Source organism: Mesorhizobium sp. M0166, assembly GCF_040322255.1.
Classification (GTDB): domain Bacteria; phylum Pseudomonadota; class Alphaproteobacteria; order Rhizobiales; family Rhizobiaceae; genus Mesorhizobium.
This window is the reverse complement of record NZ_JAMYTD010000002.1, coordinates 198,220-223,415: the sequence shown is the minus strand read 5'-3', so window position 1 is coordinate 223,415 and position 25,196 is coordinate 198,220. Positions and strand designations below refer to the sequence as shown.

19 protein-coding genes are annotated in these 25,196 nt (G+C 62.1%); 11 read left to right on the top strand and 8 right to left on the bottom strand.

Features of this window, described 5'->3' with window-relative positions; genetic code table 11:
- Positions 1-47: 47 nt before the first annotated feature.
- Positions 48-1,289 (bottom strand): glycoside hydrolase family 5 protein, encoded by a 1,242-nt coding sequence (locus NKJ46_RS03465; RefSeq protein ID WP_352661911.1) that lies wholly within the window; start codon positions 1,287-1,289, stop codon positions 48-50.
- 116 nt (positions 1,290-1,405) lie between these two features.
- Between NKJ46_RS03465 and NKJ46_RS03460 the strand changes: the two genes are divergently transcribed.
- From NKJ46_RS03460 to NKJ46_RS03450, 3 genes are all read left to right on the top strand, one after another.
- Positions 1,406-3,334: a heparinase II/III family protein gene (locus tag NKJ46_RS03460; RefSeq protein ID WP_352661908.1), complete on the top strand. Its 1,929-nt coding sequence runs from the start codon at positions 1,406-1,408 to the stop codon at positions 3,332-3,334.
- 236 nt (positions 3,335-3,570) lie between these two features.
- Complete coding sequence (locus NKJ46_RS03455) at positions 3,571-4,566, top strand: sterol desaturase family protein (RefSeq protein ID WP_352661905.1); 996 nt, start codon at positions 3,571-3,573, stop codon at positions 4,564-4,566.
- Positions 4,563-5,732 (top strand): GNAT family N-acetyltransferase, encoded by a 1,170-nt coding sequence (locus tag NKJ46_RS03450; RefSeq protein WP_352661902.1) that lies wholly within the window; start codon positions 4,563-4,565, stop codon positions 5,730-5,732. The genes NKJ46_RS03455 and NKJ46_RS03450 overlap by 4 nt, the downstream gene beginning before the upstream one ends.
- Positions 5,733-5,751: 19 nt before the next feature.
- On the opposite strand, the gene NKJ46_RS03445 is transcribed toward NKJ46_RS03450, so the two are convergent.
- From NKJ46_RS03445 to NKJ46_RS03425, 5 genes are all read right to left on the bottom strand, one after another.
- Positions 5,752-6,063, bottom strand: a complete 312-nt coding sequence (locus NKJ46_RS03445; protein WP_352661899.1) for a UBP-type zinc finger domain-containing protein — start codon at positions 6,061-6,063, stop codon at positions 5,752-5,754.
- Positions 6,060-7,751, bottom strand: coding sequence for an FAD-dependent oxidoreductase (locus tag NKJ46_RS03440; RefSeq protein WP_352661896.1), 1,692 nt, complete (start codon positions 7,749-7,751; stop codon positions 6,060-6,062). Before NKJ46_RS03440 ends, NKJ46_RS03445 begins: the two co-directional genes overlap by 4 nt.
- A 361-nt stretch (positions 7,752-8,112) precedes the next feature.
- Complete coding sequence (locus NKJ46_RS03435; RefSeq protein WP_352661893.1) at positions 8,113-9,039, bottom strand: NADP-dependent oxidoreductase; 927 nt, start codon at positions 9,037-9,039, stop codon at positions 8,113-8,115.
- 114 nt (positions 9,040-9,153) lie between these two features.
- Positions 9,154-9,591: a CBS domain-containing protein gene (locus NKJ46_RS03430; protein WP_352662389.1), complete on the bottom strand. Its 438-nt coding sequence runs from the start codon at positions 9,589-9,591 to the stop codon at positions 9,154-9,156.
- A 507-nt stretch (positions 9,592-10,098) separates the two neighbouring features.
- Positions 10,099-10,974 (bottom strand): AraC family ligand binding domain-containing protein, encoded by an 876-nt coding sequence (locus NKJ46_RS03425; protein ID WP_502903354.1) that lies wholly within the window; start codon positions 10,972-10,974, stop codon positions 10,099-10,101.
- Positions 10,975-11,174: 200 nt separating this feature from the next.
- Here NKJ46_RS03425 and NKJ46_RS03420 point away from each other — a divergent pair, with 200 nt between their 5' ends.
- The 8 genes from NKJ46_RS03420 (at position 11,175) to NKJ46_RS03385 (ending at position 22,689) form a co-directional block, all read left to right on the top strand.
- Complete coding sequence (locus NKJ46_RS03420; protein ID WP_352661890.1) at positions 11,175-12,641, top strand: alpha-glucosidase/alpha-galactosidase; 1,467 nt, start codon at positions 11,175-11,177, stop codon at positions 12,639-12,641.
- Between the two features lie 118 nt (positions 12,642-12,759).
- Positions 12,760-14,844 (top strand): ABC transporter substrate-binding protein, encoded by a 2,085-nt coding sequence (locus tag NKJ46_RS03415; RefSeq protein ID WP_352661887.1) that lies wholly within the window; start codon positions 12,760-12,762, stop codon positions 14,842-14,844.
- Between the two features lie 104 nt (positions 14,845-14,948).
- A complete protein-coding gene (locus NKJ46_RS03410) occupies positions 14,949-15,956 on the top strand; it encodes an ABC transporter permease (RefSeq protein WP_352661884.1) in 1,008 nt (335 codons plus the stop codon).
- Position 15,957: 1 nt separating this feature from the next.
- Positions 15,958-17,091, top strand: a complete 1,134-nt coding sequence (locus NKJ46_RS03405; RefSeq protein ID WP_352661881.1) for an ABC transporter permease — start codon at positions 15,958-15,960, stop codon at positions 17,089-17,091.
- Positions 17,092-17,101: 10 nt separating this feature from the next.
- Complete coding sequence (locus tag NKJ46_RS03400) at positions 17,102-18,769, top strand: ABC transporter ATP-binding protein (protein ID WP_352662383.1); 1,668 nt, start codon at positions 17,102-17,104, stop codon at positions 18,767-18,769.
- Between the two features lie 21 nt (positions 18,770-18,790).
- Positions 18,791-20,161 carry an alpha-glucosidase/alpha-galactosidase gene (locus NKJ46_RS03395; RefSeq protein WP_352661878.1) on the top strand — a complete coding sequence of 457 codons (1,371 nt, stop codon included), beginning with the start codon at positions 18,791-18,793 and terminating at the stop codon, positions 20,159-20,161.
- Positions 20,162-20,423: 262 nt separating this feature from the next.
- Entirely contained in the window at positions 20,424-21,665 is a 1,242-nt protein-coding gene (locus tag NKJ46_RS03390; protein ID WP_352662380.1) for an acyl-CoA dehydrogenase family protein, read from the top strand.
- A gap of 7 nt (positions 21,666-21,672) precedes the next feature.
- Positions 21,673-22,689: a phosphotransferase family protein gene (locus NKJ46_RS03385; protein WP_352662377.1), complete on the top strand. Its 1,017-nt coding sequence runs from the start codon at positions 21,673-21,675 to the stop codon at positions 22,687-22,689.
- Positions 22,690-22,732: 43 nt separating this feature from the next.
- Here NKJ46_RS03385 and ftsZ read toward each other — a convergent pair whose 3' ends face one another.
- Both ftsZ and NKJ46_RS03375 read right to left on the bottom strand, forming a co-directional pair.
- Positions 22,733-23,740 (bottom strand): cell division protein FtsZ, encoded by a 1,008-nt coding sequence (ftsZ, locus tag NKJ46_RS03380; protein WP_352489868.1) that lies wholly within the window; start codon positions 23,738-23,740, stop codon positions 22,733-22,735.
- A 221-nt stretch (positions 23,741-23,961) separates the two neighbouring features.
- Complete coding sequence (locus NKJ46_RS03375; protein WP_352661875.1) at positions 23,962-25,080, bottom strand: NAD(P)/FAD-dependent oxidoreductase; 1,119 nt, start codon at positions 25,078-25,080, stop codon at positions 23,962-23,964.
- Positions 25,081-25,196 lie beyond the last annotated feature (116 nt).

The following is a 25,196-nucleotide window of genomic DNA, read 5'->3' as shown; positions in this document are numbered from 1 at the left end:
GTCAGGGGTTGCCACCGGCTGTTCGCTGGTGAGGGGACTGGCGGCACTTATGGCAGGCCCAATGCCTGCAGCATCTCCGGGTCGGGTACCGGGGCGCCATCGGCCGGGATGAGGCTCATCCCATAGGGATTGGAGAACTCCCAGACAGACCATGGGATCGCAAAGCGTTCGGACTCTCGGCGCACTGCCTTGAGATAGCGCGAACGGTCGGCCTCGAAAGCGCCCATGCGGCCGTCCGCGGACATGAGGATAGCACCGAATTCGCCCATGAAGAGCCGCCGGCTGGGAATGCCATGGGCTTCAGCCCAGTCGACAGCCTGGCGAAAGCTCGCCTCCAGTTGGCTCTGGCCCCAGTTCTGCTCGAAATATTTCGCGATTGCTTGGCGCTCGGTGGCCATGTTCATCATCTGCTCGACTCTGCTCAAGCCGGCAGCTTCCATCCGTGCTCTAAGGGTTTCGGTCACCACTTCGGGTGTACTGCTGTCGGCCGGCCAGGGAAGTCCCGAAGCAAAGCTGATTGTGTCATCGGGCCGCTGGTGAGTGAAGCTGTGCGGCTCATACATATGGAAGCTGTAATAGAGGTTTGGGTCATCAAAGCCGGGGCTGAGGTTGACCAATCCGGCAATGCTGCCGCCGCAGGCGCCGGTTGCAACGATGGTAAGTTCGCTGCTGACCGCTCGAATGTCGTGGACGGTCCCTGCCATGATCCGTTGCCAGTCATCGCTGCCGCTCGCATCGCAAGGGTAGTATGCGGGCTCGTTGTAAGGTTCGAGGGCGACTTTGTCGGTGCCTATCTTGACCAGCATGGCGGCGACCGCCACAACCATTTGACGATAGCGGGCGACACCCTCGCTGTCGGCGCCGCCATAGATCATCTCCATGCTGTAGTCTGGAACCTGAGTGACGCCATGCAGGTCGAAAACCACCTTGAGGCCAGTCGACGTGATCCGCTCGACGGCGGCGGCAAGTATGTCCAGCGCCTGCTGCCGCTTGGCGTCCCCGCTGGCAAGCAGCGGGCCGGGATCGACGCTCAGCCGGACGAAGTCGAAGCCCATCGATCGGATGTGGGCAAACACCTCCCCGGCCGGCCAGTCGGTGAGCGGCCTGCTTTCCGCAAGCCACTCCTTTTCGCTGCGATAGGGCGGCCAAACGTAGGTTCCATCTTTGTCCACCGGCGACCAGTTGAGCCACTGATGCACGCCAACGCCGCGCTTGAGAGGGATGGGCGCTGCGTCGGCAGCCACAAGCAAGGCGAGCACCCAGGCAACAACATACACCGCTTTTTGCATCGCTCCCTCCGCATGCTCGCGGGAGATATTAACCGCAACGAACGGGAAAGAAGATTGCCGGCCCGCAGCTTTTCGACGGCATGGTATACAAGGACCGAAACGTTGACGGGGCGTGCATGAGAATCGGCTGGTACATCAACCGATTGCGCAGCATGGGACCGGCCGAGGTGTTGCACCGGCTGGGCGAGCAACGTCGAAGGATCGCGTCGCGCCGCCGCGATGATGGGTGGGAGCGCTATCCATCGCCGCAGTTGCACCCAGTGCTGCCCGGATTTCGCCATGCTGCGCTGGCAGCGACCGACGCTCAACGGCAAGCCATAGCGGCGGCCGCGCAAGAGATACTTCACGGCCGGTTTTCGGCACTCGGGCGGACATGGCCAAAGCGTGAGCCAGATCTTTTGTTTCCTGCTGAGCTTTGGCGTCTTGATCCGGTGACCGGCAGGCTTTGGCCTGGCCCCGAGGCTCATACCTTCGATATCGATTTTCGCGATGGCGGCGACCTTGGCGATATAAAATATGCCTGGGAGATCAACCGGCTGCAGCAATTGCCAGTACTGGCTGCATACCTGCTCCTCAGCGAGGACAATCGATCCCGGAATGCCATCGAGGCGGCAATCGGCAGCTGGCATTCCGCCAATCCGCCGTTCCGAGGCATTGGCTGGGCTTCCGGCATCGAAGTAGCGCTGCGAGCCATCAGCCTGATCATCACCCTGGACCTTATCGGTGACCGGCTTGACCCGGCGACGCTGCGGAAAGCTGGTGAGATACTCGCGGCAAGCTCCTATTGGCTGCCGCGGTTTCCGTCGCGATATTCCTCCGCCAACAACCATCTTGTCGCAGAGTTGGCTGGCGAATATCTGGTTGGCCTGGCGCTCGGGGCCGAATCCGAAATTGCCCGCAGCGTCCTTTTGAATGAGACGCACAAGCAGATTCTTGCCGACGGCGCCGGTGCCGAGCAAACGCCGACCTATGCAGCTTTCAGCGCCGAACTCATCTTGCTGTGCGCCGCCGCGGCACGCCAGGCGGGAATGCCGTTTCCCTCGGCCGTCGAAGCGCGTCTGGGCGCCTTCGCCAATTTCGTCGGCTGGCTGCCACAGAAAGCCGCCCGCTTCGGCGACGACGATGAGGGCCATGTGCTGAAGCTGGGCGACGAGCCGAACTATATCCGATCGGTCGCGGCCGCCATCCACGGCTTACTGGGGACGCCGGGCAACGCGCCGGAGCCCGACGATTTTCGTTCGCTTTTCTTTGGTGCGCCGTCGGGCCCGACGCCCGCGGCGCATGGCTTGCAGACGTTCACGCAAGGCGGGCTCTCCGTCTGGCGCGGAGCAATGAATGGCCGCAATATCGAACTGACGTTCGACCATGGACCGCTCGGCTATCTCTCGATAGCGGCCCACGGCCATGCCGACGCGCTGTCGCTCACCCTGTGCATCGACGGTGAGCCGGTGCTGGTCGATCCCGGCACCTGGCTCTACGGTTCGGGAGGCGCATGGCGCGACTGGTTCCGCTCCACACCGGCGCACAACACGCTGAACATCGAGGGCAAGAGCCAAAGCACCATCGCTGGAAGTTTCAACTGGTCGCACAAGGCAGTCGCAGCGCTGGTGGAGAGCAAGCCGGGGACGCACTGGAGGCTGAGCGCCCGGCATGACGGCTATAGAAGCCGCTTCGGCGTCGTGCATCAGCGCACCTTGGCACGCCAGACCGATGGCATCCTCATCACCGACCAACTGCTCGGCGGCAGGCGCCAGTCCGAGATCGTCTTCCAACTGGCCGCCGGCCTCCATGCCGACCGGCACGAAAACACGGTCACGGTGTTGCGCGACGACGAGGCGCTGTTGGCCATCCGCTTTCCCGATGCTGCGCTCGATATCGGCGCCGGCGGTGACATGCCAGGGCAAGGCGGTTGGGTTTCACTGCGTTTTGGCACCAGGCAGCAAGCCGAACGCCTCGCCTGGCACGGTGAAGTGGGCGAAGCCGGGATCAATATCCATCTTGCCCCAATTCATCAGCCGCAATGGCAAAAACCGTCGCCAACGTAGAGTTGCCGGGCGAGTTCCAGCCGTATTCGACATTAATTACGTTTGGACATTTAGCGGTTTCGTTACCGTTGATCTGCTAGTCTCGCACCATCCAGCCTGCTTTGCCCGCTGCGTCCGCAACAGCCACTGGTTGCAGGCGGCGTAGCGGGTTTGGCGGGATTTTGTGCTTTGCTATTCGCCAGATCGCCTTCTTGCGACCCCAGACTGCCTTCTTACGACCAGGAGCCGCTGCAACGATGTTTCCCGAATTTGCCCGAGCGATTGTGGAAAAGCTTTCGAACGTCAATCTGACCACGCTCGGCCTGCTTCTCCTCACCGCTCTGGGCAGCGCGGTGATCGCCTACTGGCGAACTGCCGAACATAAGTCCCTCAGGGACTTTTTCGACTTCGCCTTCCCACAGGAAGTCATCCTGCACCCGTCGGCGCGAGCCGACGCCCTGTTCTGGATCACGAAACGGGCGATAATGCCTTTCCTGCTTATTCCTGCCGGCGTCACCTTCGTCGTCGCGGTGGGCTATGGCACACGCGAGGCAATTGGCTGGTTCCTTAACATCCACGCGCCGCTTCTAGGCGGCCCGGCGGGACCAGTGACGATCGTCATCTTCACCGCAACCATGTTGGTCGCCTATGATATTTCATACTACCTCTACCACGTCGCCCAGCACCGTTTCCCGTTCCTGTGGGAATTGCACAAGGTACATCATTCGGCCGAAGTGATGGTGGGGATCACCAAGGACCGGGTTCATCCGCTGGACGATCTGATGAACCGTATGTGGGATGGCGTCATCCCGGGCATCTGCTTCGGTATCTGGAGCCTGATCGCACTCCATCCGGTAGAGGTCGCTATCTTCGGCATCAACGTCTACGTCATCCGCAACATCCTGATGATGGACTTTGTTCGCCATACGCATCTCAAAATATCGTTCGGCCCGTTGAACAACATCATCCTGTGTCCGCACTGGCACCAGGTGCATCACAGCATCGACCCGCGTCACTACGATAAGAATTTCGGCCTGCTTTTTTCGTTCTGGGATCGTCTGTTCGGAACGCAATTTGTCCCGGAGCCGGATGAAGACCTGAAATTTGGCCTGGTCGATCGCGATGTGCGCGATTACCAGTCGCTCTTTGGGCTCTACATCCTGCCGCTCAAGAAGATGGCAAGGCATGTCATGCGACTGTTTCACAGACGGCCCAATGTGGTCGCGCAGCCACAGGACAGTTCTCCTTCATGAACACCGCTGTTTCCATCGACGTCCTAGGCGCGGAGCGCCTGGAAATCGTCCGTTCGGCGGATCGCCTGGCTGCGGTCGAAGCCGCTTGGATGGAGCTTTGGCATCGTACCGACGGGCTGATCTTTCAAAGCCATCCCTGGATTTCGGCATGGTGGAGTACCGTACAACGCCGTGACCAGCGCGCGTTGCGGATCGGCCTGGTCTGGAAGGGCGAGAGACTCGTCGCTGTCGTTCCGCTGGCGATCGGCAGGCGCAGGGGGCTGCGGTTTCTCGAATGGGCGGCCGGCAGCTATACCGACTATGGGGATATTCTCGTCGCTCCGGAATGCTCGTTGTCGGCGCTGCAGGAGCTATGGACCCAACTCTGCGATGCAGGTGGCTTCGATCTGGCCTTGATCAGTCGTCTCTCGCCGGATGCGGCGGCCCGCAAAATTTTCACGCCGGGAGCTTCCGCCGGCATCAGGCTCCGTCACTTTCACCGAACGGAAGTCAGCTATCGCGTTGCCGGACAATGGGAAAGCGGAGCGGCATGGTTGGCGGACCAGTCGAAAAAGACGCGCCAGAACTATCGGCGCGGCATCAAAGCGCTGGAAGAAACCGGAGAGGTGAGATTTCGCCTGCTTGCGCCCGACGAGCCGCTGCAACCGGTACTGGAACGCCTCGCGGCCTTGAAGCGGAAATGGCTGACCGAGCGCATGCGTGAGTCAGACCTCTTCGAAGAGGGCGTGCCGGTACTCGCCGCGCTCGTCGATGCGCTGGCGCGCGCCGGCGTGCTGCATATCTTCGTCCTCGAATGCAATGGCGTGATGGTCGCTGTGTCGATCAACTTCGTTCAGCACGACGTGATGATGGCCTTCGTGACGACGTTCGATCCGGATTTCGGCCGGGCGTCGCCGGGTGTGATCCTGTTGATGGATTACGTGAAGTGGTCAATCGATCACGGCTTGAGCACTGTCGATTTCCTCTGTGGCGCAGAGTCGTTCAAACACAAATTCTCGACGCAGGCGGTTACGCTGGAATCCGTCATCGGGACGCGCACGGCACAGGGTGTGCTTGCATCTCTTGCCGATCGTGTCCTTCAGACCGTCAGGCACATGCGCGAGCGTTCATCGGCAGCACCAGAGGGACGTGGTACGCCCACTCAAGCCGAAGCAGCCTTGGATTAGCGGCCCGCTCGCAAAAAGCTCAAATGAAGCCCGGTATCGGACCGTTTTGCGGCGTGGTGCGGTCGCCGAGGTCGAGGAAGATCTCGTCGATGTAGCACCACCCCCAGCCTTCCGGCGGATCGTAGCCTTCGATGACAGGATGGCCGGTTGCCCGAAAATGCTTGGTGGCATGGCGGTTGGGCGAGTCGTCGCAGCAGCCGACATGGCCGCATGTGCGGCAGAGCCGCAGATGCACCCACTGCGAACCGCTCTTCAGGCATTCCTCGCAACCGAGCGCGCTCGGGGTCACGTCGCGAATATCCCCGACGTGCCTGCATTCGTCTGCCATCATACGCTCCTGATCAGTTGTGGCGCCACGGCGAGACTGCCGTTTCGCGCGAGATATGCATGCAGCGCCGCAACCACCTGGGCGCCTTCACCGACAGCAGCCGCGACGCGCTTGATCGAGCCCGAGCGCACGTCGCCGATCGCGAACACCCCGCCGCGGTTCGTCTCCAGCGCACCACGTTCCTGGCCAATATCCGGACCCGTGCGAACGAAGCCCTTCGCGTCCAACGCCACGCCGCATTGCGCCAGCCAATCGGTGTTGGGGTCGGCACCGATGAACAGGAAGAGGTGGCGGATTGGACGCGAAGTCTCGGTGTCGCGGTTGCGCCAGCGCACTTTGCCAAGATTGCCGTCGTCGCCTTCCAGCGCCGTGATCTGCGTCTCAGCCAGCACTTCGATGTTCGGCTGTGCCCTGACGCGCTCCACCAGATAACGCGACATGCTCGTATCCAGGCTGCTGCCGCGCGCCAGCAGCCATACCTTCTTCACATGCGCCGCCAGGTAGACGGCAGCCTGGCCAGCCGAATTGCCGGCGCCGACCAGGGCCACATCTTGTCCGGCGCAAAGCCGCGCTTCGATCGGCGAAGCCCAGTAATGCACGGAGGTTCCCTCGAATTGCGCCAGGTTTGCCATGTCAAGCCGGCGATAGCGCGCTCCGCTGGCGATCACCACCGACCGTGCCCGCACGGTCTCCCCGCTGCCGACAGCGAGCGTGTAATGGGCGCCGGACGTGTCGCTTGCACTGCCCAGCAGCTTCGCCTCGTCCGGTATCACCATCTCGACGCCGAATTTCTGCGCCTGATTGTAGGCGCGCGCCATCAGCGCCATCCCCGAAATGCCGGTCGGGAAACCGAGATAGTTCTCGATGCGCGAGGAGGCGCCCGCCTGTCCGCCAAAGGCACGGCAATCGAGCACGATCGTCGACAACCCTTCGGAAGCCGCATAGACGGCCGCCGCAAGGCCGGCCGGTCCGGCGCCGACAATGGCTACGTCGTACAGCTTGCTGGAGTCGATCGGCCTCACCAGGCCGATGCAGCGGGCAAGCTCGTTCTCTCCGGGATTGAGCAGCAGCTTGCCGTTCGGACAGAGCACGATCGGCAAATGGTGGATATCGACATGGAAGCGTTCGATCAGCGTCCTGGCGCAGGGATCGGCAGCCGAATCGAGAACCCGGTGCGGCTGACCGCTGCGGGCCAGAAAACCTTGCAGCCGCAACACGTCGCCGCTGTCGACCGGTCCGACAATGATCGGTCCGGCTGTGCCGCTCTCGAGCAGGCCGACACGGCGCAGGATCAGCGCCCGCATGATGCGCTCGCCGAGGTTTGCTTCCTGTACCATCAGGTCCCGCAGCCTTTGTGAGGGGATGACGAGCGCCTCGACCGGCTCGATCGCCTCCACATCCACTAGTGAGGGCCGGGCTGAAAGCTGCGCCAACTCGCCGACGAAATTGCCCGCACCATGCGTGACGATTGTTTCGCGCCGGCCGAAGCTGCCGCCCTGGATAATATCCACCTTGCCGGACAGGACCACGATCAGACCGGGTGCCAGCTCGCCGGCTTTGACGATCCGTTCGCCTGTGGCATAGGACACGGCTTCGCCGAAACGGCCCATGCGGTCCAGGTCCGCCTCAGCCAGCGCTGGAAACATCTGATCGTGACGGGCAATGGAGATCGGACTAGCGGATTGAGACATGGTTCGAACCTATCGCCGGTGTCCGACGGTTTGAAGGGGTTTTTTGCGGCTTGCGGCCGGTAGAAACCTAGCCCGCCTGTCGGCAAACGCTGTGCCCTGCGCTTCGCAGTTAACTGACGGCGGCGCGTGCGACGATGTCGTCGCGACGTGCCTCACAATCCGTTGCATCTCCTTGATTTGTTTGATTTGCGCATCCCGGCAAACCCGGCGCATGCTGCTTCAGCCGGCACCCGTGTAAGCCGGCCAGGCCCGGCGCGCCGTCCTGTGTCAAACTCTCGGCCGCCGGGCTTCTGGGCTGCAGAAAACGGCCTGTGTCCGAGCACTCCGCAAACTGGCCTGCGGCCTGTTGTTCGGCGAGTGCTCAGGCGGCTACCTGAAGCACGATCTTGCCGCGCGTGTGCTGCTTTTCGAGCCGTTCCTCGGCCTTGGCGACTTCCTCGAGAGGATAGATTGCCTGCACGAACGGCCTGACCTTCCCGGCGTCGATGAGGCGGCTGATTTCGGCAAGCTGCGCCGCGTTCGGCTTGGTCAAATAGGAAACGCCGCGAGCCCGATGCAGGCGGGCCTTCTCCGCTGATGGTTCGGAAAGCGTTGAGACGAGCGTCCCGCCAGGCTTGAGCACGTCCCACGAGCGGTCCTGTGTTTCACCCCCTACCAGGTCGAAGACGAGGTCGACGTCCTCGACAACTTCCTCGAAGCGCTGGTTCTTGTAATCGACCGCCTGGTCGGCGCCAAGCGCGCGGACGAAATTGAAATCCTGCGCGGAAACGGTCGTCGCGACGAAGGCGCCCGCGGCCTTTGCAAACTGCACCGCCAGATGACCGACGCCGCCGGCGCCGCCATGGATGAGGACCCGGTGCCCGGATTTGAGGCCGCCGTGATCGAACAGGCCTTGCCACGCGGTAAGGCCCGCAAGCGGCACGGCGGCCGCTTCTGTGTGGCTTAAGCGTTGCGGCTTCGCCGCCGCCTCCGTTGCCTTGACGACGACATATTCGGCGTTGCCGCCGCGGTCGTTGCCGAGCATGGCATATAGCGGATCGCCCTTCTTCAGCGTATGGGCCCGCGTGCCGCACAGTTCCACCACGCCGGATACGTCGCGGCCGAGCGTGACGGGCAGATCCGCGCCCGAAGATCCCTCGCGAACCTTGTAGTCGACGGGATTGACGCTTGCCGCGTAGACCTTGAGCGTGACCTCGTCGTCATGCGGCTGAGGCAACGGAACCGCATCCAGCGAAAGAACCTCCGGTCCGCCAAAATCGTGGATACGGACGGCCTTCATAGTAATCATGGCTCGCTCCTCGTCGGGTTGCAGTCCAGTTTGCCTCTGAACAGTTTCGCCGGCAGGCCGGCGTCTATCCAGCCGGCGGTTCGGTCGTAGCAAAGGCCGGCCGGGGTTGCGCGGTCAGTGTATCGTTTGCGAATGCTCGCCGCCGGGTTGCGAGATGCCGCTTAGCGCTTCACCTGCTGTCGCCGTCTCGCTGTTGGTGGCGAGGTCGCCCAGCGAAACGATGCCGACGAGGCGCTTGTCGCGGTTTAGCACCGGCAACCGGCGCACTTTCAGGTCAGCCATGTTGCGCAGAACATCCTCCGCGTCTTCGTCTTCGAAGCAATACCTGACCTCGGTGCTCATCACTTCCCGTACCTTGGCGTCAGGTGTCTTGCCTTGGGCGACGCCACGGATTGCGATGTCGCGATCGGTTACCATGCCGACAAGCCGGTCGTTCTCGCCCACCGGCATCGCGCCGGCGTCGAGGCGCCCCATCATTTCTGCCGCATCGCGCAGGGTTTGCTGCGGATTGGCGATCTCGACGTCCTTTGTCATGCAGTTGCCAACTTTCATTTTGACCTCCGCTGGTTGCAGGCCCGCCGCCGAATTCCGTGATGGAAGGGTGAATGAGCGCCAGCGCAAAACGTTCCATGGCAGGACCCGTTTCGAGCGCTTCGCCGGAATCACCCTTGCCATCTTCCACCCGACCGCCCCTTCAGGCGGTCGGCCCGGGAAAGGTCGGTTCCGAAGGAATTTCGGAAGGCGTGCCAGGAGGAACTCCGATCGGCTCCTGGTCCGGCGTTGGAATTGGATCCGGCGAGGGAGGGGGTACGCCTGGAGGTTCTCCCGGCGGCGTCTCCGGCGGGGCAGGCGGCCGGGCCGGCTCAGGATTGGGATTGTCCGGCAGTGGATTCGGGTTGTTCGGATCGGGATTGTTCATCGATCACTCCCCTGACATCTGTGACTGATCTCCGCCAAGACTGGGTTGCCGCAGCGGCGATCAAGGCTCTCTTGTGCTAAACCAAGGGGGAGCAAAAGCGTTCCCGCACCCGATGCCAAGCGCGGTGCCAATCCATCGGGCTATCGGGCGGTTCCCAGGCTGGCATACATTCCGTTAGTGCGGAACTGCGTCGGGTTGATGCCGTAGAGGCGGCGGAAGACCTTCGAAAAATAATTGGCATCCTCGAAGCCGCACATGATGGCGACTTCCTTGACCGGCAGGAAATCGGCCTTCGTCAGCAACTTCGCCGCGCGCTGCAGTCGCTGCTGCAGCACGAATTCGGCGGGCGGAAGTCCCTCGCTCTCGGCGAAGCAGCGCGAGAAATGCGCGCGGCTCAGGCCGCTGATCTCGGCGAGATCGGCAACGCGGAGCGGCCTGTCGAGATTGGCCTTGATGTGATCGATGACCGGCTGCATGGCGCTCTTGTCGTCGGTGACGGCATGCGAGCCGAAGACATCGTCGTAGAGCGCCATGGCTGCTTCATAGGCGACTGCCGAGGCGGCTCCCGGCGAGACCGCGCCCGTGATCAGGCGCACGCTGCAATCGGCGAGATGATCGATCGTCGAGGGCTGCAGCCGCAGTACCGGACCGACGGCAGCAAGGATCGACTTGTGGATGCGCAGTGCCTCCTCGCCGTTCATCGATATCCAGAAGAACTCCCAGCGCTCGCCCCTGGCCAGCCAGTAACGGTGGTTGTGCGGCACGAGAACCAGCAAAGTGTCGCCCTTTTGCAGGCGGTAGTTCCGGTTCTCGTAGCGCAATCGGCCGGTGCCGCTGATCGAATGCTGGAGCACGGTAAACGGCGTCTGGCCGCGCTTGCGCCCATCCCAGTCGTAGACCTCGTTCTCGCGCACTTCATAGCCGGTGCTTGTCGGCATGGTGTGTAGGCGCTGGCGCCCGCGCGGCAGGGATACCGTCCTGCCCGCCGGGCCGATGTCGATCAAGTTCCGCAGCACAAAATTACCCCTAAAAGCATAATCCTTCTCTGGTCGCGTGCCGAATAAGGCGCATAATCCCTCGAGAAAAGCAAAAGAAACCGCGGTCAAAGAGCGGATGGGAGGAAGTGCCGGATTCCAGCCTGCATAGCGTGGCAGGCGGGCCAGGCTTCTTTTCGCCGCCTTTGCCCTAGCGTTTGATCAGGTCGAGGTGAGGACTGATGAGTTTCAAGATCGCTATCATCGGTGCGGGAAGCGTCGGGTTCACCAAGAAGCTCTTCACCGACATTTTGTGCGTTCCTGAATTCAGGGATGTTGAATTCGCATTGACCGATCTCAGCGAGCGCAACCTCCAGATGATCAAGTCGATCCTCGACAGGGTCGTCGAATTCAACAGGCTGCCGACCAAGGTTACGGCAACGACCGACCGCCGTGCTGCCCTCGAGGGTGCCCGCTACATCATCAGCTGCGTTCGCGTCGGCGGTCTCGAAGCCTATGCGGACGACATCCGCATTCCGTTGAAGTATGGCATCGACCAGTGCGTCGGCGACACGATCTGCGCCGGCGGCATCCTCTATGGCCAGCGCAACATTCCGGTGATCCTCGATTTCTGCAAGGATATCCTCGAAGTCGCCGAGCCTGGGGTGAAATTCCTGAACTACGCCAATCCGATGGCCATGAACACCTGGGCGGCGATCGAATATGGCAGGGTCGATACCGTCGGCCTCTGCCACGGCGTCCAGCATGGCGCCGACCAGATTGCCGAAGTGCTCGGCGCCAAGTCGCGCACCGAGCTCGACTACGTCTGCTCCGGCATCAATCACCAGACCTGGTTCATCGACCTGCGTCTCAACGGCCGCAAGATCGGCAAGGACGAGCTGGTTGCCGCCTTCGAGGCGCATCCGGTCTATTCGCAGCAGGAAAAGCTGCGCATCGACGTCCTGAAGCGCTTCGGCGTCTATTCGACTGAAAGCAACGGCCACCTTTCCGAATACCTGCCCTGGTATCGCAAGCGGCCGGACGAAATCACCCGCTGGATCGACATGTCCGACTGGATCCACGGCGAGACCGGCGGCTACCTTCGTTATTCGACCGAAACGCGCAACTGGTTCGAAACGGAATTCCCGCAATTTCTGGAATCCGCCGCCAGGCCGATCGATCCCGCCAAGCGCTCCAACGAGCATGCCAGCCACATTCTCGAAGCGCTTGAGACGAACCGCGTTTATCGCGGCCATTTCAACGTCAAGAACAACGGCATCATCACCAACCTGCCGCAGGACGCGATCATCGAGTCGCCCGGCTTCGTCGATCGCTTCGGTATCAACATGGCGGCCGGCATTACGCTGCCGGAGGCCTGCGCTGCCACTTGCATTTCCTCGATCAACGTCCAGCGCATGTCGGTTCATGCGGCAATCTCCGGCGATATCGACCTGCTTAAGCTCGCGGTCCTGCACGACCCGCTGGTCGGCGCGGTTTCGACGCCGGAAGAGGTTTGGCAAATGGTGGACGAGATGGTCGTCGCCCAGGCTCGCTGGCTGCCGCAATATGCCGATGCGGTGCCGGCCGCGAAGGAACGGCTTTCGAAATCCAGGGTCAAGACCCGCGAATGGGCCGGTGCGGCACGGCGCGACGTCCGTTCGATCGAGGAGCTACGTGCGGAAAAAACGGCTCTCAAGCAGGCCGTCTGAATGTCGCCTGGACGGATCGCGGCGAGCTTTCGGGAGGATTTTCCGCACCCGTCTGTACATTGTTCGAGGAGAGATGGAGCAGCGTCAACGCGCTCCTGAACAACAGGGAGGAGAGACGATGAGGAATTTTCGAAACATTGGCATTCTCGCCGGGCTGGCGCTTAGCGTCTCAGCCTCGGCGCTGAACGCGTATGCATCCGAGCCGACCGTGCCGCCGGTGCCTGCGCAATTTCCCGCCGAGGGAAAGATCAAATACGTCGCGCGCGACTCGATCCTGGAGTTCAAGGCACTTCCGGAATACCACGAGCCCGATTGGGTTACCGACAAATACGTCAAGGCAGGCAAGCTGCCGCCGGTCAAGGACCGGCTGCCGAAGGAGCCGCTGGTCTTCAAGACCGGCAACATGCCGGACGGCGTCGGCGTCTACGGCGATACGATGCGCCATGTCATCGGCGGCCGGCCGGAGGGCTGGAACTACGGCGCGGGCCAGACGCAAGGCTGGGGCGGCATCGACATCGGCCTTTCCGAATGCCTGACGCGCACCGCACCGCTTTTCCAGGTCGAGGCCAAGGACACGGAGCCGCTGCCTAACCTCGCCAAGAGCTGGGACTGGTCGAAGGACGGCCACACGCTGACGATGCATCTGGTCGAGGGCGCGAAATGGTCTGACGGCGTTCCGTTCAACGCCGACGATGTGATGTTCTACTGGGACGACGAGGTGATCGACCCTAATGTCTCGCCGCTGAACGGCGCGACGCAGGAGACCTTCGGCGTCGGCACGATGTTGAAGAAAATCGACGACTACACCGTCGAGTGGACCTTCAAGGACGCCTTTCCGAAGCAATATCTCTACGCCATGGCTTACGGCACCTTTTGCCCCGGCCCGTCGCATATCCTTAAGCCGCAGCATCCGAAATATTCGAAGAACACCTACGAGCAGTTCAAGAACGCCTTCCCGCCGGAATATATGAACATGCCGGTGATGGGTGCCTGGGTGCCGGTGGCATACCGCCCCGACGACATCATCGTCCTGCGGCGCAATCCGTACTATTGGAAGGTCGACGAGAAGGGCAACCAGCTGCCGTATCTCAATGAACTGCACTACAAATTGTCGACCTGGGCCGATCGCGACGTTCAGGCGGTCTCGGGGGCGGGCGACTTCTCCAATCTGGAGCAGCCGGAGAACTTCGTCGCCTCGCTGAAGCGCGCGGCGCAAAAGGACGCACCGGCACGGCTTGCCTTCGGCCCGCGGTTGATCGGCTATAATCTGCGCATGAATTTCTCGGCCAATGGCTGGGGCAACCCCGACGAGCGCGGACAGGCGATACGCGAGCTGAACCGCAACGAGGATTTCCGCAAGGGCGTCACCATGGCGCTCGACCGCAAGGCGCTCGGCGACTCGCTGGTCAAGGGTCCGTTCACTGCCATCTATCCAGGCGGCTTCTCCTCGGGCACGAGCTTCTACGACCGGAAGTCGACGGTCTACTACCCCTTCGATCTCGAAGGCGCCAAGGCGGAACTCGCCAAGGCAGGCCTGAAGGACACGGACGGCGACGGCTTCGTCAATTTTCCTGCCGGCACCGCCGGCGGCAAGAATGTCGAGATCGTGATGCTGGTCAACAACGACTACACCACCGACAAGAGCCTCGCGGAGGGCGTCGTCGGTCAGATGGAGAAGTTAGGTATTCGCGTTGTCCTGAACGGGTTGAACGGTACCCAGCGCGATCAGGCCAATTACTCCGGTCGCTTCGACTGGCTGATAAGGCGCAACGAAACAGAGCTCACCTCGGTCGTGCAGAACACCGAGCAACTGGCGCCGGTCGGCCCACGCACTAGCTGGAACCACCGCGCTCCGGAAAACGGCCAGGTCGATCTGATGCCGTTCGAGAAGGACCTTGTCGACATCGTCAACAAGTTTGTTTCCTCGTCAGACAATGACCAGCGCGCCAGCCTGATGAAACAGTTCCAGAAGATCTCGACCGAGCACGTCTACAATGTCGGTCTGACCGAATATCCCGGCGCTCTGATCATCAACAAGCGCTTTTCGAACATTCCGCAGGGCACGCCGATCTTCATGTTCAACTGGGCCGAGGATTCGATCGTCCGCGAGCGGGTCTTTGTTGCTGCCGACAAGCAGCAGAAATATGAACTGTTTCCCGAACAGCTTCCCGGAAAGCCCGGCGACAGGGGTCCGACGAACTGAGTTTCCTCCCTGACTTGAAAATTCCCGGCCGCGCTGCTGGCGCGGCCGGGACAAAGCCAGCGGTGAGGCATAACTGAGAACCTGAGCGAGGAGAAGAACGGTCGATGCTGCGATTTCTGCTTATGCGCATAGCATCCGCAATACCGGTTCTCGCCATTTTGAGCGTGGTTACCTTCGCGATCATCCAGGCACCGCCGGGTAACTATGCCGATTACATTCGCTTGCAGCTTATCAACCAGGGTGGAGCCTCCTTTGCCGAGGCCGACGCCCAGGCGAAGGCTTACAGCGTGGAGCATGGCCTCGATAAGCCGGTTCCGCTCCAATACCTGAACTGGATCGCCGGCATCGTCACCCGCGGCGATTTCGGCCACAGCCTGTATTACAACAAGCCCGTCGCCGACGTGGTAGGCGAGCGGCTGCCGCGCACGCTGCTGCTTGCGCTTGTCTGCCACCTGTTGGCTTCGGTGCTGGGCATCGGCTTTGGTATCTGGGCGGCGACCCGGCAGTACAGCTGGATCGACAGTACGCTATCAGCGATTTCCTTTCTCGGAATGACGGTACCGCGCTTCCTGATGGCGCTGATCATCGTCTATCTGCTGGTCTTCCAGTTCAACGTCTCCGAGATCGGCAGCTTCTTTTCGCCGCAATTTGGGGGGGCGCCGTGGTCCTGGGCGAAGTTCGTCGATCTCGTCCGGCATGTCTGGCCGGTTGTCGCAATCGCCACCTTCGGCGGGCTCGCCTACAACATGCGGGTGATGCGCGGCAATCTGCTCGACACGCTGAACGCGCAATATGTCGAAACCGCTCGCGCCAAGGGCCTCAGCGGCGGTGCGGTGGTCATGCGTCATGCCGTGCCCAATGCGCTGCATCCGCTGGTCATGTATCAGGGTGTGGTGCTGCCTTATATGCTGACCGGCGAGATTGAGACCGCGATCATCTTTGCCCTGCCGACCGTCGGCCCGGCGATCGTTGGCTCGATGGCGGTCGGCGACGTCTATGTCACGGCGACCTTCATGATGGTGCTGTCGGCAACGCTGATCGTCGGCAACATCATCGCCGACATGCTGCTCGTCATGCTCGACCCGCGTGTACGCCAATATGCAGGGTCCTGAGATGCTTGCGTTCGAGCCCTCGCTGCCGCCACTTGCCGAGGAATCGGCCAAGATCAAGCCGCGCGGCAATGAGAGCTACATCGCACTCGTCTGGCGCCGCCTGAAACGGTCCTGGACCGGCATGGCCGGGCTCATCCTGGTCGCGTTTCTGGTGCTGCTGGCGGTCTTTGCCGACTTCTTCGCACCGATGGATCCCAAGGTGACCGATGTCGGCTTTGCCCCGCCGCAGATGATGAGCTTCCATGACAAGGACGGCAACTTCGTCTTCCAGCCACGCGTCTATGCCCTGACGGATTCGGAAGACCTCGACCCGGTTACCTTCCAACCCGTCGTCGGACCGGACTACGACCATCCGCGGCTGCTCGGCTTCTTCGTCAAGGGAGCGGAGTACAGACTGCTCGGCCTGCTTCCCGCGAACCGGCACTTCTTCGGCTCGACCGACGGCCAGCCGGTCCACTTCCTTGGCACCGACAAATTCGGCCGCGATGTGCTGGCGCGTGCGATCTATGGTTCGCGCATCTCGTTGATGATCGCATTGACCGTGGTCTTCATCGTCACCGTGATCGGCACGACGGTCGGCATGGTGTCGGGCTATTTCGGCGGCACATTCGATGTCTGGGTCCAGCGCTTCGTCGAACTGGTGCTCGCATTTCCGCAATTGCCGCTTTATCTGGCGCTGACCTCGCTGGTTCCGGTGACGGCGCCGACGAATGTCTTCCTGGCCTTCGTAATCGTTGTCATGTCGGCACTCGGCTGGGCGCAGATGTCGCGCGAAGTGCGCGGCAAGACCTTGGCACTGGCGCGGATCGACTACGTTCGTGCGGCGATGGCGGTCGGCGCCACAGATGGCCGCATCATCATGCAACACATTTTTCCAAATGTGATGAGCCACGTGATCGTTGCGGTCACGTTGGCAATCCCCAGCGTGGTCCTGCTCGAATCCTTCCTCGGTTTTCTCGGCTTCGCAGTGAAGCCGCCGCTGATCTCCTGGGGCCTGATGCTGCAGGACACCGCGACCTATTCGGTCATCGGCACCTATCCCTGGATCCTCTCACCGGTCGGCTTCGTGCTTGTCACCGTCTTCGCGTTCAACGCGCTTGGCGATGGACTTCGCGATGCGGTCGATCCTTATTGAGCGTGACATGATGCAACACGCGCTCGTCAAATCCTTCGCACCGCCTGTCCGGCTCGACCATGACGGCCGTTCGGAAAACCCGGTCATCGATGCCCGCAACATTGCCGTCGATTTCAAGGTCGAGCACGGCATGGTCGAAGCCGTCAAGGACATCTCCTTCCAGCTCTATCGCGGCGAGACGATCGCCATTGTCGGCGAATCCGGATCGGGCAAGTCGGTGACGGCGCGCACCGTCATGGGGCTGTTGTCGAAGCGCGCGGTCGTGTCGCCGAAATCGACCGTCGAATACAATGGGGCGAACATCCTGAAATTTTCCGAGCGTGCGCGGCGCAAACTGCGGGGCGACCGCATCTCGATGATCTTTCAGGAGCCGATGAGTTCGCTCAACCCGATCTACACGATCGGCAGCCAGATCGTCGAGGCGATACGGGTGCATCGCAAGATGAGCCGCAGGCAGGCCGAAGCAAGAGCGCTCGAGCTGCTGCAACAGGTGCAGATTCCTGAACCCAAGGCGCGGCTGAAGCAATACCCGCACCAGCTTTCCGGCGGTCAGCGCCAGCGTGTGATGATCGCCATGGCGCTGGCCAACGATCCCGATGTGCTGATCGCCGACGAGCCGACGACGGCGCTCGACGTTACGGTTCAGGCGCAGATCCTCAATCTCATCCGCAACCTGCAGAAGAAACTGCGCATGGCGGTGATCCTGATCACGCACGACCTGACCGTGGTGCGGCAGTTCTCCGACTATGTCTACGTCATGCAGCATGGCGAGATGCGCGAGCACAATGTGACGGAGAAGCTGTTTGCCGATCCGCAGCATCCCTACACCTGTCATCTGCTTGCCTCCGAGCCGCGCGGCCAGGCCAATCCGTTGCCGGAAGGCGCCGACGTCATTCTTGAAGCTAGGAATGTGCGCGTCTCTTTCATGCTGCGGCATGGCACGTTCATGAGGCCGGACCTGCGCGAACTCGTCGCCGTCGACAGCCTCAGCCTGACCCTTCGGCGGCACGAGACGCTGGGTCTCGTTGGCGAATCCGGATCGGGCAAGACTACCTTCGGCGAGGCGTTGCTCAGGCTCAACACCACGGACAGCGGCGAGATCTATTTCGATGGCCAGCCGATCCATGGCTGTTCGCGCGCGCAAATGCGGCCGTTGCGGTCGCGCATGCAGGTCGTCTTCCAGGATCCGTTCTCGTCGCTCAACCCGCGCATGACGATCGGCCAAATCATCGAGGAAGGGCTGGTCGTCAACCGCATCGGCGCCACCAGGAACGATCGGATCGAGCGGGTGCGCGAGGCGCTGATCAGCGCCGGCATGCCCGGCGATATCCTGTCGCGCTTCCCGCACGAGTTTTCCGGCGGCCAGCGCCAGCGTATCGCAATTGCCCGCGCCGTCGCGCTCGAACCAGAATTCATCGTACTCGACGAGCCGACATCGGCGCTGGATCTCTCGGTCCAGGCGCAGATCATCGAATTGCTGCGCAAGCTGCAGCGCGAACGGGGCCTGAGCTACATCTTCATCTCGCACGATCTCAAGGTCGTGCGGGCGCTGTGCCATCGCGTCATCGTCATGCAGCACGGCAAGATCGTCGAAGAGGGGCCGGTCGACGAAGTCCTGTCCCATCCCAAAACCGCTTACACCGAACGGCTGGTCAAAGCCGCTTTCGAGGTAGCCTGATTGCTTATGCCGGAGGTCGTTGTGGCAAGAAATCCCAAGGTCGCTTTCATCGGAGCTGGCTCGACGGTGTTCATGAGGAACATCGTCGGCGACATATTGCAGCGTCCGGCTTTATCCGGCTCGACGATCGCGCTGATGGACATCAATCCGCAACGGCTCGAGGAAAGCGCAATCGTCGTCGGCAAGCTGATCTCGACGCTTGGCGTCAAGGCCAAAGCCGAAACCTATTCGGACCAGCGCAAGGCGCTGGCGGGCGCCGATTTCGTCGTCGTCGCCTTCCAGATCGGCGGCTACGAGCCCTGCACGGTGACCGATTTCGAAGTTCCGAAGAAATACGGGCTGCGCCAGACCATCGCCGATACGCTCGGTGTCGGCGGCATCATGCGAGGCTTGAGAACCGTGCCGCATCTCTGGAAGATCTGCGAGGACATGCTCGCCGTCTGCCCGCAGGCGATCATGCTGCAATATGTCAACCCGATGGCGATCAACACCTGGGCCATCGCGGAGAAATATCCCGATATCAAGCAGGTCGGCCTCTGCCATTCGGTGCAAGGCACGGCGATGGAACTGGCGCATGATCTCGACATTCCCTACGAGGAGATTCGCTACCGCTCGGCCGGCATCAACCACATGGCCTTCTACCTGAAGTTCGAGCATCGCCAGCCGGACGGCTCCTACCGCAACCTCTATCCGGATCTGCTGCGCGCCTACAGCGAAGGGCGGGCGCCGAAGCCGGGGTGGAACCCGCGCTGCCCAAACAGAGTGCGCTACGAGATGCTGAAGCGCCTCGGTTACTTCGTCACCGAGAGCTCCGAACATTTCGCGGAATACACGCCCTATTTCATCAAGGACGGGCGCGAAGATCTGATCGAGAAATTTGGTATCCCGCTCGACGAATACCCGAAGCGCTGCATCGAGCAGATCGAACGCTGGAAGGGGCAAGCGGAAGCCTATCGCTCGGCTGACAAGATCGAAGTGGAGCAGTCGAAGGAATATGCGTCCTCGATCATGAACTCGGTCTGGACCGGCGAGCCGTCGGTGATCTACGGCAACGTCCGCAACAATGGCTGCATCACGTCATTGCCATATAATTGCGCGGCCGAGGTACCATGCCTCGTCGACGCCTCCGGCATTCAACCCACGTTCATCGGCGACCTGCCGGTGCAGCTCACCGCGCTGATCCGCACCAATATCAACGTCCAGGAGCTGACGGTCCAGGCGCTGATGACCGAGAACCGCGAGCACATCTATCACGCGGCGATGATGGACCCGCATACGGCGGCTGAGCTCGACCTCGACCAGATATGGTCGCTGGTCGATGATTTGCTGGTTGCGCATGGCGATTGGCTGCCGGCCTGGGCGCGTGGAGCGCGCAGCGTTCGGGCGGCCTGAGCATAGGAATGGCGTCCCCTTCGGGCCTGGGCCAGTGCGCTCTCCCACCTTCAATCCGAAGAAGTGGCCGGGTCAAAATCCGTAGGAACGACCGGGATCGGTAGCACGCCCGCAGGCATCGATTCATATCGATCCGGGCGGCTTTGCACTGCGAAATGAGGGCCCGGCGCACTGCTGTTGCTCCCAGTCAACGACGGCAGTTACACTACCGGCGCGACCATCTGAGCCGATGGCGGCATCTCGTTTCATCCTTGTGAGCGCCATGAATTTCGACATTTCCGTCCGCACCGAGGCCTTCCGCAGCCGGATCGCCGACTTCGTCGAGCGCGAGATCCTGCCGCTCGAGGCAGACAAGGCTTGTTATGACGGCCATGGCAATATTGCGCTGCCGCTGCTCGAAACGCTGCGGGGCAAGGCGAAAGCAGCCGGCCTGTGGTGCCTGCAGCTGAAACCCGAGACCGGCGGGGCCGGCCTTTCCAAGGTGGATATGGCCGTCTGCTATGAAGAGATGAACCGCTCGATCTTCGGTCCGGTCGTATTCAATTCCGCGGCCCCCGATGACGGCAACATGATGGTGCTGGAACGGCTGGGGACGCCGGAGCAGAAACAAAGATGGCTGAAGCCGATCGTCGAGGGAAAGGTGCGCTCGGCTTTTGCAATGACGGAACCGCATCCGGGGGGCGGCTCCGACCCATCGATGATCTCGACCAGAGCCGAACGGCGCGGCGACAGATACGTCGTCAAAGGCCGCAAATGGTTCATCACCGGGGCGCAAGAGGCGAGCCATTTCATTCTCATAGCGCGCACTTCGGACAATCCGCGTCACGGCCTTTCGGCCTTGCTGTTCCACAAGGACCAGCCGGGTTGGCGGATCCTGCGGCGCATCGAGATCATGGGACCGGAAGAACATGGCGGCCATTGCGAGCTGGAATTCGACGGCCTTGAAGTCCCGGTCGAGGACGTGCTTGCCGGTGAAGGCAGCGGCCTTATGGTTACACAGGTCCGGCTCGGTCCGGCGCGGCTCACCCATTGCATGCGCTGGCTCGGTCTTGCCAAGCGCTGCATCGAAATCGCGCGCGCCTATGCCGCCGAGCGCAGCGGTTTCGGGCAGCTTTTGGCCGGCCGCGAGAGTATCCAGCTGATGCTCGGCGACCTTTCCATGCGCATCGAGATCGGGCGGCTGCTGGTGATGAAGGCGGCCTGGGAACTCGACCGCGGCGGCTTTGCCCGCAAGGAGGTCTCCATGGCCAAGATCCAGGTCGCCAACGTGCTGCATGACGCCGCCGACGTGGCGATCCAGATCAACGGCGCCCGCGGCTATTCGAAAGACACTGTACTCGAATGGATCTACCGCTACGCCCGCCAGGCTCGCCTGGTCGACGGCGCCGACGAGGTCCACAAGATGGTGCTCAACCGCTTTCTCAACGAGGAAGGTACAGGCTTCTGGCGCTGGCATGTCGAAGCCGGCACGCAAGACGAAACAGGTGGCGGCGGGAACCGCTGAGCCGGCAATGAGGATGGATTTCGATCCAGTACGCCTGGAGGATTTTCTGAGAGCGCATTTTGGCGATGGCCAGATGTCGCTTGAGCGGATCGTCGGCGGCCAATCCAATCCGACCTATTTCGTCGACTATGGCGGCCGCCGCATGGTGCTGCGCAAGAAACCCCCGGGACCGATCCTGCGCGGCGCCCATGCCGTCGATCGCGAGTACCGGGTGATCGAGGCGCTAGCGTCGACAAAGGTGCCGGTGCCGCGGCCGGTGCTCTTTCACGACGGCGACGAGCCGCTCGGCACGCCGTTCTATCTGATGCAGCGGCTCGGCGGCCGGGTGTTCCACGACGGCTCGTTGCCGGGACTGGCGCGGGACGAGCGGCGCGGCATTTATTTCGGCATGGCCGAGGCGCTGGCGAAGTTGCACGCCGTCCTGCCGGAAGAGGTCGGGCTCGGCGATTATGGCCGTCCCGGAAATTACTTTGAACGACAGATCGCGCGCTGGACCAGACAGTTGCGGGAATCGCCGAGCGAACGCATTGCCGCGCTCGAAGCCGTCGCCGAATGGCTGCCGCGACATCTTCCGCCGGATGACGGCCACGTCTCGATCGCGCATGGCGATTTCCGTCTCGGCAATCTGATCTTCCATCCCGAGCGGCCCGAGGTGATCGGCATACTCGATTGGGAGTTATCGACCCTCGGCCATCCGCTTGCCGATCTCGGTTTTTGTTCGATGCCCTGGCATTCCTCATCAGACGAATATGGCGGCATCCTCGGCCTTGATCAGGCAGCGCTCGGGATTCCGACACAACGCGAATTCCTCGATCATTACTTCGCCCACGCCGTGCCGACGGCGCCGCTGCAGCGGTTCCATCTGGCGTTTGCCATGTTCCGCTTTGCGGTGATCTTCGTCGGCATCGCCGACCGCGTGCTTGCCGGCAGCGCGGTTGCGGCCGATGCGGCGGATGTGGCACCGCTGGCCGGCCGTTTCGCTGTACGTGCCATGGAAGTCATCGACGGCGCGCGGCCCTGGTGACGCGAGGCTGGCAGCCGGCTGAGCGAGTTGCAGCGATACGCGTTCAGTTCATGCGAACTTCCGGTTCCGCCAGCAGGGGAATCTCCAGGCCACGCCGCAAACCGGTCGCCACGACCGACACCCTGAATTTTCCGGCGAGTGCCTTGTCGAAGATGGCGCCGACGATGATGTCGGCATCGTTGTCGACCTCCTCGCGGATGCGGGTAGCGGCTTCGTCGACCTCGAACAGCGTCATGTCCATGCCGCCCGATATCGAGACAAGGACGCCCTTGGCGCCCATCATCGAAGCTTCATCTAGCAGCGGGTTGGCGATTGCCGCTTCCGCCGCCTTCTTGGCGCGGCCTTCTCCGGCTGCCTCGCCGGTCCCCATCATGGCGCGGCCCATGTCGCGCATCACCGACTTTACATCGGCGAAGTCGAGATTGATCAGGCCTTCCTTCACGATCAGATCGGTAATGCAGCCGACGCCCGCATAGAGGACCCGATCGGCCATGGCGAAGGCGTCGGCGAACGTGGTTCTGGCGTCGGCGATTCTGAACAGGTTCTGGTTGGGGATGACGATGACAGTATCGGCGCTTTCGCGCAGGCGCTCGATGCCCTCATCGGCAGCGTACATGCGGCGCCTGCCTTCGAAGACAAATGGCTTGGTAACGACGGCGACGGTCAGTATTCCGGCTGCCCGCGCCGCCTGCGCTATAACAGGCGCGGCACCGGTGCCGGTTCCGCCTCCCATGCCGGCGGTCACGAAGCACATATGCGTTCCAGCAAGGTGATCCATGATCTCGTCGATGGATTCCACGGCCGCGGCACGGCCGACCTCGGGCAGGGACCCGGCGCCCAGACCTTCGGTGATATGAGCGCCCAACTGGATCAGCCTCGTTGCCTTCGACATGGCAAGGGCCTGGGCATCGGTGTTGGCGACGATGAATTCCGCGCCCTGCAGGCCTTCGGCGATCATGTTGTTGACGGCGTTGCCGCCACCGCCGCCGACCCCGACGACGGTGATCTTGGGCCTCATTTCCGAGATTACCGGCCTCGCCGCGGTGTTCATTGCCGTTCTCCCTGGATACGCCGAGTGGTCGCCGGAAGCTTGTCCCGGGCGCACTGCGAAAACTTTGAACCGGGCAGTGCGAATCAGGACAGCCCAGAATGCAGGGAATCAGAGCGCGGAGCGGGCTGCAAGTGCGCGATGTGCCTCATAGGCGACTTGTGTCTGAAAGTTCACGCAATGCGCCCTGATACAATGCAGATCGTGGCGCGGGGCGCCGCACGCTACAACTTCGGCGCGAGGCGCCGCGCGACATGGTCGGCAATCGCCAGGCAGGAGGTCAGACCGGGGCTTTCGATGCCGAACAGGTTGACCAGGCTATCCACGCCGTGCACCGCCACGTCCTGGATGACGAAGTCGGCATTGGCCTCACCGGGACCGGACAGTTTTGGCCGGATGCCACTGTAAGCGGGCTGCAGGCTGCCGTCGGTCAGGTCCGGCCAGTATTTGCGGATCTCGCTGTAGAAGCGCTCGCCACGAGCTGGGTCGACGCGATAGTCGAGTTGATCGGTCCATTCGACGTCCGGCCCGAAGCGGGTGACGCCGTCGAGATCGAGCGTTAGATGAACACCGAGCCCGCCGGGTTCGGGCACCGGATAGACCAATCGCGAGAAGGGCGTCTGGCCGACCACCGAAAAATAATTGCCCTTGGCATAATGGAGCTTTGGCACGAATTGCTGATTGAGCCCTTCAAGCGAACCGGCAAGTGCTGCAGCGCCAAGCCCGGCGGCATTGACGAAGCGCGGAGTGGCGATCTCGAAGTGCTCGCCGCCGGCAGCGTCCACCGTCTCGAGCACGACGCGGCCCGCTTCGATGCGGCCGGAGACGACGCGGGTGTTGAGGCTGAGTGCCGCCCCGTGCGCCTCGGCATCAGCCAGCAAGGCAAGCATCAGGGCATGGCTGTCGATGATCCCGGTGGCGGGTGACAGCAACGCCGCCGTACACTTAAGGCTGGGCTCCAGCGCATGCGCCTCGGCTTCGCGCAACGGCACCAGGTCGCCGGCGCCGCAAGTGCGTGCATTGGCGCGGATTGAGGCGAGCACCGGCTCCTGTTCGGCACTTGTGGCAACGATGAGCTTGCCGCAGCGCGAATGCGGGATCGCCCGCTCCTCGCAATAGCGATAGAGTCTTTCCCGGCCGGCCACGCAGAACCGGGCCTTCAGCGATCCAACCGGATAATGGAGGCCGGCATGGAAGACCTTGGAATTGCGCGAACTTGTCCCGGTGCCGATAGCGCTCTCGGCCTCCAGGATCAGCGTATCGATGCCGCGCTGCGCCATCTCTCGCGCGATCGCCAGGCCCACAACGCCGGCGCCGGCGACAATGCAGTCGACATGGTCCACGGTCAAGTCAAGCCGAAGTTCTGCATGCGTCCATCCATCCGCTGGCCCTGTCGAAAGCGCTTGACACTATACCGTTCGAGAAAGATGCATCAAACGGCATAATGCACGGGGATCTG